Origin of the sequence: Octadecabacter sp. SW4, from assembly GCF_008065155.1 — a bacterium.
In the GTDB taxonomy this organism is placed as follows: Bacteria; Pseudomonadota; Alphaproteobacteria; order Rhodobacterales; family Rhodobacteraceae; genus SW4.
The window spans coordinates 1,701,693-1,716,035 of sequence record NZ_CP042819.1; the positions used below are offsets into that span (position 1 = coordinate 1,701,693).

The window sequence follows — 14,343 nt, forward strand, 5'->3', positions numbered from 1 at the left end:
AAGGAGAAAGACAATGAAAACACTGCATTCCCTCTTGATGGCGGCAACATCTGCCGGCGCATTGCTGGCCGCGGCCCCCGCGTTTGCCCAAAACGTCATCACGGTCAACACGGTCCAGATTTTCGGCACGGTCGATCCGGCAAAGATCAACGACTATACCGAATACATGGCCGGCGTGAATATGTACGAGGCGCTGACCACTCTCGACGGTGACGGCGCGATCCAACCCCTGCTGGCCGAAAGCTGGGAGGTGTCGGACGACACCCTCACCTGGACCTTCACACTCAAAGAAGGCGCCCTGTTTCAGGACGGAACTCCCGTCGAGGCCAAGGATGTCGTCTGGTCCATCGAACGCCTGATGGCCATCAACGAAGGCCCGTCCTACCTGTTCACCCCCGTCATGTCCGAGGGCGCGGTGACGGAAATCGACAACCGGACCGTGCAGATCGTTCTGGATGAGGTCTACACCCCATTCCTGACAACGACACCGATCCTTTTCGTGGTCAATTCCGACCTCGTGCAGGAAAATGCCACCGATGATGACCCCTGGGGACAGGACTACCTTGCCAACAATTCCGCAGGCGCAGGGGCCTTCATGCTCGACAGCTGGAACCGCGGCGCATCCATGACGATGAAACGGTTTGAAGATTACCACCTTGGCTGGGACGATCAGGCCATCGACGAAGTTCGCTTTGTCGTCACCAACGAAGAAGCCACGGTCAAGGCACTGGCGCAGGCGGGCGAATTGTCCCTGTCCTCGGACGGGCAGGCACAGGAAACCTATGCCGCCATTGGCGCGCTGGACGACTACCGCATCGTGGAATACCCCACGGCCACAAACTTCTACTTCAAGCTCAACAACCAGCGCCCGCCCACCGATGACCGCGACATCCGCCGCGCGCTTGCACTGGCCACGGATTATGAAACAATCCGCGAATTCCTGCTGCCCGGTGAACCGCTTGCAGGGCCGATGCCGCCGGTTTTTGCAGACGCTTTCCCCGATGATGTGGCGCTGCCGGAATTCGATCTGGACGCCGCACGCGCCCTTGTCGAAGGGTCGTCTTATGGGGGGCAAGGGCCGATCGACATCGAAATGATGTACGTCGCAGGCCTGGCCTTCGAGGAAGAAATCGCACTCCTGCAAAAGTCGATCCTTGATTCCATCGGCTTCAACCTGATCCTCAAGCCCGAACCGTGGAACCGGATGACCGAACTGGCGGGCAACGTCGATACCACGCCGCATATGACGCAGGTGTTCTACGGTGCCACCTATCCGTCACCGGACAGCTATTTCTTCAACCAGTTCCATTCCGACGCGGCAGGCACATGGCAGTCGATGGACTGGGTTCTGGATGACGAAATCGACGCCATGATCGACGAGGCCCGCGAAACGGTCGACATCGACGCACAGAACGCCATCTATGCCGACCTGCAGCGCAAGCTGGTCGATGATCAGGTGGCCGTCTTCGTTCTGACCCAGCGGTCCCAGCAAGCCCAGCACGCCTGTCTGGACGGCTTTACATGGGTGCCGATGCAAAGCTTCGAGTTCAATTTCCACACGATGAAATGGATCTGCGACTAATCGTTCAAAGATCTGGCAGGCGGTAATCTCTCAAGAGATTGCCGCCTGCGTTTAAGGTTGGGTCTGCGGCGAGGTGGTGACAGGACCATGACCAGGAAACTGCAAATCTGAATTTAGCCATCTTAAAGCCTGACTGTGGCGCAACTCCGAAACGTGGCTCAAGGTTTTCATGACGGCCAGCATGCGGGCGACACGGCTGCACTATCTGGGACGAGAAGTCCTGGTCCAGAAGAAATTGTTACCGACTTAACTCAAAAAGCGCGGCTCAAGTGTCCGTTCTTTGCTTTTCTGTTCCGCATAGCTTCAAAGCGACCGTTCGTGCTCTTGGCAGGACGTCTGCACTGGGCTCAAAGCGGCCACCGGACTAGCCGCCACAATAACCTACTGCGCCATCAGCACGGCCGAGGTGGGCGCGACCGAAACCTGCCCTGCCCGGTTCGCGGTTCCCCAAAGGATCAGCGCTGAAATCGTATTGGGGCGCAGGCGGCCCAGCAACACAACGCCGCTTTCCTTGCGCGCCTGAAACGCGGCCTGATCAAGGAACCGCCGGATCACCTGGGCATCCTGATCTTCGCTGTCCAGATCGCGGTAGATCACTGCCGCTGGCACCTGTGCCCTTTCGGCCTCGCGCAGCGCCTGATTAAGCCCCTGCGATACCGTCACAAGCCCGCGCCCGTCCGCAGCCAGTATCTCTATTGCCTGACGGGTGACAGCCGCGTCTGCCTGCAATCCGCCCTCGCCGCCGTCCAGAACCAGCACCGCCTCGGGCAAGGCGGCGAAATAGGCGGCAAAGGCGATTTCGACATCGCTGGGCGCGGCCCCGCGCGGCAGGTCCACGACAGCCGCCACTTCCAATCCGGCCGCGCGGTAAGCGGCCATTCTCTCGGCCACGCCCGCCACGCTGGGATCAAGCGCGATCGTCACCGGAAACGGCAACCCCGCCAGTGCAGCCGAAGCACCGGGCATCATGTCGTCGTCTATCAGAATCACCGATAACAGCGGCTTGCCTTCGGGGTTGTCATGCTCGGCGGCAAAGCGTTCCAGCGCGGGGGCGATTTGGGTGGGCTGTTCCTGGCTGACCTCTTCGGTTTGCGCGGCGCCGGGGCGGCGAATGATCACGCCGCTACCCTCGACGGTTGGCAAGGCGGCGGTATCGCCCTGCAACTGGAATGACGGTGCGGATTCGGGGGCGAATGTTTCGCCGGTCTCGACCCCATCCTCGCGGATCACCGGCGTATCATCGCCCAGATCGATGATCACGAATTCCTCGGGCTCAAGCGCCGGGTCGGCGGGTTGGCCCGCGTCGCTGCTTTCGGCTGCGACAGGTTGCTCGCTGTCAGGTTCGCTAGCATCGGATTGATCGGCGTCAGGTTCGGCCCCGCTTGCGGGCTCCGTCACAACCTCCGCATCACGTTCGTCAAACGCCGTGTCATCCACGACAACAGGCGCGACCGGCTGGGCAGGTTCGGTTGACAGGGTGATGTCGGCCTCGGTCTGGGGCACCGCGGGCGCGATGCTTTGCGGCGAGGGCAAGACGGGTTCCACGCTGCTGTCCAGATCAACCAGCGGGGTTTCGCCACCCGACTCCGGTGTGCCCAGATCGGCGTCCAACACACCGGTCTGCGGCACATCAGCGGGGGTTGTATCGGCCATCGGCGCAGCGGTGTCTGCACTGGGCGTATCCACGGTCGGTGCCACACCAAGGGTCGGCCCGTCCTCCATTGCCTCGACTGTGGCAGGGGCGGTGCTGGGCGCGACATCGCCGCTTGCGGCCGCCGGGGCCTCTACCTGCGGGCGCGCGGGGGGCGTATTGCCCGCAGGCTGCGGTGCCATCAGTGAAGCCGTCGCAACTGCAATCCCCGACACGAATATGCCCGAAAATATGCCTAGAAAGAATCCGCGTCCCACGTCGTGCCCGCCTCGCTGCCGTCATTGCCCTGTGCGGGCTGCCTCGGACCTTGACGATTGCTTGCGCCTTGGCCCATGTATCGCCAGACTATACCGCGACCACACGGGGCGACGGTAGCCCCCAATTTGCGCAAGGCCCGATATGCTGCTTTTGATCGATAACTACGACAGTTTCACCTATAATCTGGTGCATTATCTGGGCGAACTTGGCGCGGATGTGGTTGTGAAACGCAACGATGCGCTGGACGTCCAAGAGGCCATGGGCATGGGTGCGGATGCGATCCTGCTCTCGCCCGGTCCCTGCGATCCTGCACAGGCCGGGATCTGTCTGGCGCTGACACAGGCGGCGGCGGACACCAAAACGCCACTCATGGGGGTTTGTCTGGGCCATCAAACCATCGGCGAGGCCTTTGGCGGCAGGGTCGTGCGCTGCCACGAGATCGTGCATGGCAAGATGGGCGCGATGCAGCACAGCGGCAAGGGGCTGTTCGCCGGATTGCCCAGCCCGTTCGAGGCCACCCGCTATCATTCCCTGATCGTCGAGCGTGCCACCCTGCCTGACTGTCTCGACATCACCGCCGAACTGGCCGATGGCACCATCATGGGGCTGCAACACAAGACCCTACCGATCCACGGCGTGCAGTTCCACCCCGAAAGCATCGCCTCGCAGCATGGCCACAAGCTGTTGGGCAATTTTCTTGACCTGGCCAAGCTGAGGACCACCGCATGAGCGACAAGATGAAGCCGCTGATTTTCGCCGCCTCCGAGGGGCCATTGTCGCGCGCGCAGGCCAATCAGGCCTTTGAATTGCTGTTCGAAGGGCTGGCCACCCCCGCCCAGATCGGCGGCTTCCTGATGGCGATGCGGGCACGCGGCGAAAGTGTCGCCGAATACGCCGCCGCCGCCGCCGCGATGCGCGCCAAATGCGTCCCCGTGACAGCCCCCGCGGGCGCGATGGATATCGTCGGCACCGGCGGTGATGGCCTCGGAACGCTGAACATCTCCACGGCCACCGCCTTTGTCGTGGCAGGCGCTGGCGTGCCGGTCGCCAAACACGGCAATCGCAACCTGTCGTCGAAATCCGGCGCGGCGGATGCATTGGGTGTGATCGGGATTGATGTCATGGTTGGCCCAGACGTGGTGCAGCGCGGGCTGGCCGAGGCGGGCATCGGCTTCATGATGGCGCCCATGCACCATCCGGCGATGAAACATGTGGGGCCGGTCCGCGCCGAACTCGGGTGCAAGACGATCTTTAACATCCTTGGCCCGCTGACCAATCCCGCAGGCGTCAAACGCCAGCTGACCGGGGCCTTCGCGCCCGACCTGATCTTTCCGATGGCCGAAACCCTGTTGGACCTTGGCAGCGAAAAGGCTTGGTTGGTGCATGGCAATGACGGCATGGACGAGGTGTCGATCACCGGCACCACCGCCGTTGCCGCGCTGGAAAACGGCCAGATCACGGCGATGGAAATCCACCCCGAGGACGCGGGCCTGCCCGCCTATCGGCTGCGCGATATCCTTGGCGGATCACCTCAGGAAAATGGCGCGGCCCTCATGGGGTTGATGGGCGGTGAAACCGGGGCCTACCGCGATGCGGTCCTGCTGAACGCCGCTGCCGCCCTGATCATCGCCGACCGCGCTGCAACCCTGAAAGACGGTGTCGACATCGCCCGCGAAAGCATTGACAGCGGGGCCGCGAAACGCGCTGTCACCACACTTGCCAAGATCACCCAAGGGGGTTGAATGGATATTCTCGACAAAATCAAAGCCTACAAACTGGAGGAGGTCGCCGCGCGCCAAGCCGCCCGCCCCCTGACAGACGTCGAAGATGCGGCCCGCGCCGCCAGTCCGACCCGCGGCTTCGCCGACCGTCTGGTCGAGGCGAGCCGCGAAGGCTATGGCCTGATCGCCGAGATCAAGAAAGCCAGCCCTTCCAAAGGGCTGATCCGCGCGGATTTCGACCCTGCCGCATTGGCCGACGCCTATGCCACGGGGGGGGCCACCTGCCTGTCGGTCCTCACCGATACGCCGTCCTTTCAGGGGGCCGATGATTATCTGATCGCCGCGCGCAATGCCTGCGACCTGCCGGTGCTGCGCAAGGATTTCATGTATGACACCTATCAGGTCGCCGAGGCCCGCGCGATGGGCGCCGATTGCATCCTGATCATCATGGCCAGCGTCAGCGACACCCAGGCAATCGAGCTGGAAGAGGCCGCGATTGCTTGGGGCATGGATGTGCTGATCGAAGTGCATGACGCCCCCGAACTTGAGCGTGCGACCGCGCTGAAATCGCCGCTGATGGGGATCAACAACCGCAACCTCAAGACCTTTGAAACGACGCTCGATACCACCCGCACCCTCTCGAAACTGGTGCCGGCGGATCGTGTGATCGTCTGCGAAAGCGGCCTGACAACACCCGAAGAGCTGGCCGAAATGGCGATGTATGGCGCGCGGTGTTTTCTGATCGGCGAAAGCCTGATGCGCCAGGATGATGTGGCCGCCGCAACCCGCACGCTGATCGCCAATCCCCTGACCGCAGGCGGCATGTGATGGGCGATAAACTCAGCCATTTTGACGGCGCGGGCCATGCGCATATGGTCGATGTCTCCGACAAGGACTTCACCGACCGGATCGCCGTCGCCGAGGGCCATATCACCATGACGTCGGCCACGCTCGCGATGATCGTCGCGGGACGCGCGGGCAAGGGTGACGTGTTGGGCATCGCGCGGCTGGCGGGGATCATGGGGGCAAAAAAGACCTCGGAGCTGATCCCGCTCTGCCACCCGCTGCCCATCACCAAGGTCGCGGTGGATCTGACCCCCGACGACAGACTGCCGGGCCTGCGCATCACTGCCACCGTGAAAACCACCGGCCAGACCGGCGTGGAAATGGAGGCGCTGACAGCCGTATCTGTGGCCGCCCTCACGGTGCATGACATGGTCAAGGCCGTGCAAAAGGACATGGTGATCGGTGGTATCCGCGTGACCCTGAAAGACGGCGGCAAATCGGGACGGTTCATGGCATGATCTCTGTTGCCGATGCCCTTGCTGCCCTGTTCGATCTGGTCACGCCGATGGACATCGAGGAAGTGGCCCTGACCGATGCTGCGGGGCGCACCCTTGCCCGGCCGCTGCAGGCGCGCCGTGATCAGCCACCGTTTTCGGCCTCGGCGATGGATGGCTATGCGCTGCGCAGTGGCGATGTGGCTTTGGGGGCGACACTGGAGGTGATTGGCGAATCTGCCGCCGGTCACGGGTTTGACGGCCATGTTGGAGTAGGTCAGGCGGCGCGGATCTTCACCGGCGCCCCCTTGCCCGCCGGGGCTGACCGGGTTGTCATTCAGGAAGACGTCACGCGGACCGGCGACCGGATCACCATCACCGATCACCCCAGTGACAACCATAACGTCCGCCCGCTGGGCGCGGATTTCCGCATCGGCGACACGCTTGCAGCACCGCGCGTGCTGACCCCGTCGGATGTGGCGCTGATCGCGGCGATGAATATCGCGCGCGTCCCGGTCACGCGCCGCCCGATTGTCGCGATTATCGCCACGGGGGATGAACTGGTGCAGCCGGGTGAAACACCGGGTGTGGACCAGATCATCGCCTCGAACAGTTACGGATTGCACGCGCTTGTCACGGCTGCGGGGGCCGAGGCGCGCTTGCTGCCGATTGCCGGCGATGACCTTGATGAAATCAGACAGGTGTTCGATCTGGCGCGTGGTGCGGACCTGATCCTGACCATCGGCGGGGCCTCGGTGGGCGATCACGATCTGGTCGGTCCGGCGGCAGAAAGCCTTGGGATGGCGCGCGCCTTTTACAAGGTGGCCATGCGCCCGGGCAAACCGTTGATGGCGGGCAAACTGGGCGACGCAATGATGATCGGCCTGCCGGGCAATCCGGTATCGGCGATGGTCTGTGGCCATGTGTTCGTGGTGCCGGTGATCCGCGCGATGCTGGGGTTGGGCCATGCGCCCGCCCCGCGTGTCACCGCGCCCCTTGCCGCCGCACTTGCAGCCAACGGGCCGCGCGAACACTACCTGCGCGGCGTGGTCAGTGCGCAGGGCGCGCGCGCCTTTGATAAACAGGACAGTTCACTGCTGACCGTCCTGTCGGATGCAAACTGCCTGATCGTGCAGCCACCAAACGGCCCCGCGCAGAACCCTGGCGAAATGGTCGATATCCTGATGCTTTGACGACCCCGTTGACACAAAACGGGAACATGCGTAGAACATAGGCAAAACGTATGCAGATCAGGAGAACATGATGCTGACCAAGAAACAGCTCGACCTGCTGGAGTTCATCCAGAAACGGGTGCAGCGCGATGGCGTCCCCCCAGCTTTGACGAAATGAAAGAAGCGCTTGATCTGCGCTCGAAATCGGGCATCCACCGGCTGATTACAGCGCTTGAGGAACGCGGCTTTATCCGCCGCCTTGCCCACCGCGCCCGCGCCCTTGAAATTATCAAACTGCCCGAGGCGATGGGCGGCGAAGCCACCAGCGGCTTTACCCCCCGCGTCATTGACGGCGACCGCCCCGATAGCACCCCGGCAAACGCCATTCCGGTCGAGGCTGCGGGCGCGATCGAACTGCCAGTGATGGGCCGGATTGCCGCCGGTGTGCCAATCGCCGCCATTTCCGAAGTGTCCCACAACGTGGCTGTACCGCAGGCGATGCTGGGCGCGGGCGAACACTATGCCCTTGAAGTCAAAGGCGATTCGATGATCGACGCGGGCATCAACGATGGCGACACCGTGATCGTGCGCGAAACCAGCCATGCGGATAACGGCGATATTGTCGTCGCTTTGGTCGAGGACGCCGAGGCGACCCTGAAACGCTATCGCCGCAACGGTGCCTCGATTGCGCTTGAAGCGGCAAATCCGGCTTATGAAACCCGCGTATTCCGCGATGATCAGGTCAAGGTGCAGGGCAAGCTGGTCGGGCTGATCCGCTCTTACTGACCGGACAGCAGCGCGATCAGGCCACGGCGTGGCCCAAGGGCCGCGTTGCGCAGTTCCGGCGTGTTCCACAATCTGTCACCGGTGCGTGCGCGCGCCGTTTCCAGCACTAATGTGCCGTCAATGACGCGGCCCGCCACGGCCCCGTCACGGCGCAGGGCATTGATGTCGATCACGGTGCAAGGGCGGCTTGCAACCTCTTGATTGGTCACCAGAATATCTGCGCCGCCACAGCCATCAAGCGCCGCAAGGTTGCGCGCGCCGGTCATGTGCAGCACCTGCTGCCCGCCCACCGTCGCGCGGCTGATCCGATCCTGGGTTTCCATGCCGCCCCGCGCAAAGGCTGCATCCTGCGCCACCGGCGCGCCATCATTTTCAAGCCATATCTCTGCTGAAAACCCATCACCGCGCGCCTTGTTCAGATCGCGCCCCTCCGGGCCCATCACCCCAATCAACCCTCCGCTTTCGGCGATCAGCAAGGCGGGGCGTTCGCTTTGCACCCAGAGCAGGGCCGCCAACAGCCCAACGGCCAGCCCCGACCAGCGCAACCGCCCCTGCCACAGCACCACGATCAGCCCGGCCAGCGCGATCAGTGGCAACACGACCGGATCGGGCGCGGGCACATAGTTGACGGCACCATCCATATTGGCCACGCGATCCGCGACCCCCAGAATCCAGCGCAGTCCCCAGGCCATCGGCACGAAGCCGATCTGCGACAACCCCAGCGGCGCAAGGCAAACCGCCAGCACGGCGGCGGGCATGACCAGCACCCCCATCAAGGGCACGCTCAGCAAATTGGCGATCAAGCCAAACTGCGCGAACTGGTTGAACTGCGCCGCCGCAAAGGGCGCGGTCGCCAGCCCCGCCACAAGCGAGGACACAAACACCGCCCCCACCGCGCGCAGCCATTTGGGCAGGTATGATTGATCAAACCGGCGCAGCAGGCCAAAGACCGCAACAAGGGCGGTGGTCGCCGCGAATGACATCTGGAACCCGGGTCCGGACAAGGCCTCGGGGCGCAGCACCAGCACGATCACCGCCGCCATCGCCACGGCGCGCAGGGTCAAGGCGCGCCGGTTCAGCAAGATCGCCACGAACATCACCGCAACCATGATAAAGGCGCGTTCCGTTGCCACGTTCCCGCCCGACAGCGCCAGATAGCCGGCCCCCACCATCAGGGCCACCACGGCCGCGATCTTGCGCACCGGCCAGCGCAGGGCCACCCCAGGGATCAACGCCAGCCCATAGCGCATCAGCGCAAAGACAAACCCCGTCAACAGCCCCATATGCAGCCCCGAAATCGCCAGCAGATGCGCAAGGTTCGCAGCGCGCAGATCACGCAGCGTGCCCTGCCCCATCGCGGCGCGGTCGCCAGTCATGATCGCAGCGGCAAAAGCCCCCGCCTCGCCCGCAATCGCGCGCTGAACCCACGCGGACATCGCCATGCGTTGTTTGTAAATCCACAGGCCCGCGCCATCCGCCGGGGCCAGTTGCAGAACCGGGGTGCGGGTATATCCCACGGCCCCCAGACCGGAAAACCACGCCATGCGTCGGAAATCGAAACCGCCCGGTTCGACGGGCCCCGAGGGTGGCGACAAATGCCCTGTCATGATCACCACCATCCCAGGTTCGGGCGTGATGTAGGACGTTTCGCCATGCAGCGATACCCGCACACGATCAGGCGTGCGCGCAGGCGAGACCCGCGCCAGCACCACCCGATCCAGCGTCAGGCGCGGCACGTCACTGACCGAACGGTCAATCGCAACGATCCGCCCTTCGATCGGACCATAATAACGCCAGCCCAGCACCGGTTCACCGACCCGCTGCGCCCGCGCGCCCGCCAGCACGAACCCCAGCGCCACAAGTGCAAGAAAGAAACAGAGCGGCCGCCAGATCAATGGCACAACCCGTGCCAGGACCAGCGCCGCCACACCCGCCGCCGAGACCAGCGCGTAGGTGGCAAACCCCGGCTCGACCTTGGCGAGGAAATACCAGCCGATGCCGCAGGCCAAAGCCACCGGCACCCAGCCGAACATATGCCCGCGCTGCGCAAGGATTGTCGCCTGCAAATGCTGTGTCAGGCCCACTTGTCCTCTGACCCCCGCCTTAGTATCCCCAAGGCCAGAGCTTAGTCCCGTCTTGGTTAGCGAAAGGTTAATTCCCCATGTCCGACCGTCCTGTCGTCACACGTTTCGCCCCCTCGCCCACGGGCGCGCTGCACATCGGCGGCGCACGCACCGCCCTGTTCAACTGGCTTTATGCGCGCGGGCGCGGCGGCAAGTTCCTGTTGCGGATCGAGGATACCGACAAGGCGCGCTCGACCCCCGAAAATCGGCAGGCCATCCTCGACGGGCTGACATGGCTGGGGCTGGACTGGGACGGCGCGCCGATCTCGCAAGCCGCCAATGCCGCGCGCCACGCTGGTGTGGCCCACGACATGCTGGCCCGGGGCGCGGCCTATAAATGCTTTGCCACGCAGGACGAAATCGAGGCGTTTCGCGAAGCGGCGCGCGCGACCAAGTCCTCGACGCTCTACCGCTCGCCCTGGCGCGATGTGCCCGACAGCGATCACCCCGATCTGCCATATGTCGTTCGCCTGAAAGCACCGCGCGACGGGGCCACCACGCTGCGCGACGCCGTACAGGGCGATGTCACATGGCAAAACGACCAGCTTGACGACATGATCCTGCTGCGCTCGGACGGCACCCCCGTTTACATGCTGGCGGTGGTGGTCGATGATCACGACATGGGCGTCACGCATGTCATTCGCGGCGATGATCATCTGGCCAATGCATTTCGTCAAAACCTGATCTACGCGGCGATGGGTTGGGACAAACCGGTGCTGGCGCATATCCCGCTGATTTTCGGCCCCGACGGCAAGAAGCTGTCAAAACGCCACGGCGCGACCGGGGCGGCCGAATATCAGGCGATGGGCTATCCGGCGGCGGGGATGCGCAACTATCTGGCACGTCTGGGATGGAGCCACGGGGATGACGAATTTTTCACCGATGAACAGGCAAAGGCCTGGTTCGATCTGGACGGAATCGGCAAGTCACCGTCGCGTTTCGACTTCAAGAAACTGGACAATATCTGTGGCCAACATATCGCGGCGGCGGATGATGCTGCACTGCTGCATGAATTGCAGGCTTACCTTGCGGTAACCGGCGCAGACCCCCTGGATGACACCCAGCGCGACCGCATGTCGCGCGGCATGTATTGCCTCAAGGAACGGGCCAAAACCTTTCCTGATCTTATTGAAAAGGCTCATTTTTTACTGACGGCCCGCCCGATCACCCCGGACGAGAAGGCCGCCAGACATCTTGACGATGTATCCCGTGGTATACTGAGAGAATTGACGCCGCAGTTGCAAAATGCTAGCTGGAACCGCGAGACGTTGGAGGCTGCCGTTTCGGCCCTTGCCCAAGCGCAGGAGTTGACACTTGGCAAGCTTGCCGGACCATTGCGCGCCGCCCTTGCCGGGCGTGCCGCAACCCCCAGCGTTTTCGATATGATGCTTGTCCTTGGGCGCGACGAAACCATCGCCCGCCTGAATGACGCCGCGGGCTGAAACCTTTTCGTCATACTTTGACGTTAACCAGTTTTTTGACCGCGCAAACACGCCGCGGCGGGGTCTTCCCGTCGCCACCTAAAAAGGGGCACCCGAATGGCTGACACAGCAAAGACCGCGACACTGAAAATTGGTGACAATTCATATGAATTGCCCGTGCACTCCCCGTCGGTTGGCCCCGATGTCGTCGACATCCGCAAACTTTACGGTCAGGCGGGCGTGTTCACCTACGATCCCGGTTTCACCTCGACGGCGGCCTGTGACAGCACCATTACCTTTATCGACGGCGACAAGGGCGAATTGCTGCACCGCGGCTATCCGATCGACCAGTTGGCGGCCAAATCGCATTACCTCGAAGTGTGCTATTTGCTGCTTTACGGTGAACTGCCCTCGGCCCCGACGCTGGAAAAATTCGAGGCGCTGATCACCAATCACACGATGATCCACGAACAGATGCACATGTTCTTCCGCGGATTCCGCCGCGATGCGCATCCGATGGCCACGATGGTGGGTGTGGTTGGCGCAATGTCGGCGTTTTACCACGACTCCACTGATATCAATGACGAACACCAGCGCGAGGTGGCCAGCATCCGCCTGATCGCCAAGATGCCGACGATTGCCGCGATGGCCTATAAATATTCGATTGGCCAGCCGTTTGTGTATCCGCGCAACGACCTCGATTATGCGTCGAACTTCTTGCACATGTGTTTTTCCGTCCCTGCTGAGGAATACAATGTGAACCCCGTGTTGGCCCGGGCGATGGACCGGATTTTCACGCTGCATGCCGATCATGAGCAAAACGCTTCGACTTCGACGGTGCGTCTGGCGTCATCTTCGGGGGCGAACCCCTTTGCCTGTATCGCGGCCGGGATTGCCTGCCTTTGGGGGCCGGCCCACGGTGGTGCGAACCAGGCCTGCCTTGAAATGCTCAAGGAAATTGGCACGGTTGATCGCATCCCCGAATTTATCGCCCGCGCCAAGGACAAGAACGACAGCTACCGCCTGATGGGCTTTGGTCACCGCGTCTACAAAAACTTTGACCCCCGCGCGACGGTGCTGAAGCAATCCGCCGACGAGGTGCTGGACCTGCTGGGTGTTGAAAACAACCCGATCCTGCAAGTCGCCAAGGAGTTGGAGCGTCAGGCACTGGCCGACCCCTACTTCGCCGACAAAAAGCTGTTTCCGAACGTTGATTTCTATTCGGGTATCATCCTCGAGGCGATGGGTTTCCCGACCTCGATGTTCACGCCGATCTTTGCCATGTCACGCACCGTGGGCTGGGTCAGCCAGTGGAAAGAACAGCTTGCCGATCCGCAGTTGAAAATCGGCCGTCCGCGCCAGTTGTATCTGGGCGAAACGATGCGCGATTATGTCGATATCGAAGACCGCTGAACGGCGGTAAGATTGAAAAAGGGCCCTGCAGAGCGATCTGTGGGGTCATTTTATTTTCGGGCCGGTGGCCACAGGTTTCGCGGCAAAAATGTCGCAGGTGTCGCACACTGAATTTTCGGCCCATGATCCTATATCTGGATCAAGGGTTAGCAACTTCAGAGAAGGGCACCTCCCATGCGCCAGAACCACAGTTTTTCAACCATCGAAGCTGACTTCGCCGCTTCGCATCACCCGCCAAAAGACTGGCGGGACCGGATAGCGTTGCGCGTCGTCAAGCTGATGCGGATCGTGCCCGACATGTTCTTTGCCAAACGCTATGGCCACCGCGCCGTGGTGCTGGAAACGGTCGCCGCTGTGCCCGGCATGGTTGGCGGGTTGTTGCAGCATCTTAAGGCGATCCGCCACATCCGCGACGATCAGGGCTGGATCAAGGAGTTGATCGACGAGGCCGACAACGAGCGGATGCACCTCATGACATTCATCCACATCGCGCAGCCGAGCCGGTTTGAGAGGGGTCTCATCATGGCGGTGCAGCTGATCTTTTATAACTTCTACTTCTTCCTCTATCTTTTCGCGCCTCGCATCGCGCACCGACTGGTCGGTTATCTGGAGGAAGAGGCGGTGACGTCCTATACTTCCTATCTGGCCGAGATCGATGCGGGCGAGATCGAAAACGTCCCTGCCCCACAGATCGCCATCGACTACTGGAAGCTGCCCAAAGATGCCCGCCTGCGCGACGTGGTGCTGGTAATCCGCGAGGACGAGGCCCTGCACCGCGACACCAACCACCATTTCGCCAATGAAATCGCGGCGCACAAGGCCCCGTGAACATCTGAAACGCAAAACTTAGCTTTCAAATGCAAGGAACAAAGCATTGTCTTCGGCAAAAGCATTTACGATGGCCGTAGGCACCTTTGGCCCCCTCTGCGACGGGTC

The 14,343-nt window shown here is 62.3% G+C and carries 11 protein-coding genes and 1 pseudogene; 10 read left to right on the plus strand and 2 right to left on the minus strand.

What is annotated here, in order from left to right; genetic code table 11:
• Positions 1–13: 13 nt before the first annotated feature.
• A complete protein-coding gene (locus FTO60_RS08410; RefSeq protein ID WP_148055541.1) occupies positions 14–1,582 on the plus strand; it encodes an ABC transporter substrate-binding protein in 1,569 nt (522 codons plus the stop codon).
• A 381-nt stretch (positions 1,583–1,963) separates the two neighbouring features.
• Here FTO60_RS08410 and FTO60_RS08415 read toward each other — a convergent pair whose 3' ends face one another.
• Complete coding sequence (locus tag FTO60_RS08415) at positions 1,964–3,415, minus strand: divergent polysaccharide deacetylase family protein (RefSeq protein ID WP_148055542.1); 1,452 nt, start codon at positions 3,413–3,415, stop codon at positions 1,964–1,966.
• Positions 3,416–3,632: 217 nt separating this feature from the next.
• Here FTO60_RS08415 and FTO60_RS08420 point away from each other — a divergent pair, with 217 nt between their 5' ends.
• From FTO60_RS08420 to lexA, 6 genes and pseudogenes are all read left to right on the plus strand, one after another.
• The gene (locus FTO60_RS08420) at positions 3,633–4,220 is read left to right on the plus strand and encodes an aminodeoxychorismate/anthranilate synthase component II (protein WP_148055543.1); all 588 of its coding nucleotides are present in this window, start codon (positions 3,633–3,635) and stop codon (positions 4,218–4,220) included.
• Positions 4,217–5,233, plus strand: a complete 1,017-nt coding sequence (gene trpD, locus FTO60_RS08425) for an anthranilate phosphoribosyltransferase (protein WP_148055544.1) — start codon at positions 4,217–4,219, stop codon at positions 5,231–5,233. The genes FTO60_RS08420 and trpD overlap by 4 nt, the downstream gene beginning before the upstream one ends.
• Complete coding sequence (gene trpC, locus FTO60_RS08430) at positions 5,234–6,040, plus strand: indole-3-glycerol phosphate synthase TrpC (RefSeq protein ID WP_148055545.1); 807 nt, start codon at positions 5,234–5,236, stop codon at positions 6,038–6,040.
• Complete coding sequence (gene moaC, locus FTO60_RS08435) at positions 6,040–6,516, plus strand: cyclic pyranopterin monophosphate synthase MoaC (RefSeq protein WP_148055546.1); 477 nt, start codon at positions 6,040–6,042, stop codon at positions 6,514–6,516. The genes trpC and moaC overlap by 1 nt, the downstream gene beginning before the upstream one ends.
• Positions 6,513–7,685: a gephyrin-like molybdotransferase Glp gene (gene glp, locus FTO60_RS08440; protein ID WP_148055547.1), complete on the plus strand. Its 1,173-nt coding sequence runs from the start codon at positions 6,513–6,515 to the stop codon at positions 7,683–7,685. Before moaC ends, glp begins: the two co-directional genes overlap by 4 nt.
• Before the next feature lie 70 nt (positions 7,686–7,755).
• Positions 7,756–8,450, plus strand: a pseudogene (gene lexA / locus FTO60_RS08445) (transcriptional repressor LexA).
• Here lexA and FTO60_RS08450 read toward each other — a convergent pair.
• Entirely contained in the window at positions 8,444–10,534 is a 2,091-nt protein-coding gene (locus tag FTO60_RS08450) for a ComEC/Rec2 family competence protein (protein ID WP_368074249.1), read from the minus strand. The pseudogene lexA and the gene FTO60_RS08450 overlap by 7 nt on opposite strands.
• A gap of 77 nt (positions 10,535–10,611) precedes the next feature.
• Between FTO60_RS08450 and gltX the strand changes: the two genes are divergently transcribed.
• The 3 genes from gltX (at position 10,612) to FTO60_RS08465 (ending at position 14,235) form a co-directional block, all read left to right on the plus strand.
• Entirely contained in the window at positions 10,612–12,015 is a 1,404-nt protein-coding gene (gene gltX, locus FTO60_RS08455) for a glutamate--tRNA ligase (RefSeq protein ID WP_148055548.1), read from the plus strand.
• A gap of 96 nt (positions 12,016–12,111) precedes the next feature.
• The gene (locus tag FTO60_RS08460; protein ID WP_148055549.1) at positions 12,112–13,407 is read left to right on the plus strand and encodes a citrate synthase; all 1,296 of its coding nucleotides are present in this window, start codon (positions 12,112–12,114) and stop codon (positions 13,405–13,407) included.
• A gap of 174 nt (positions 13,408–13,581) precedes the next feature.
• Positions 13,582–14,235, plus strand: coding sequence for an alternative oxidase (locus tag FTO60_RS08465; protein ID WP_148055550.1), 654 nt, complete (start codon positions 13,582–13,584; stop codon positions 14,233–14,235).
• Positions 14,236–14,343 lie beyond the last annotated feature (108 nt).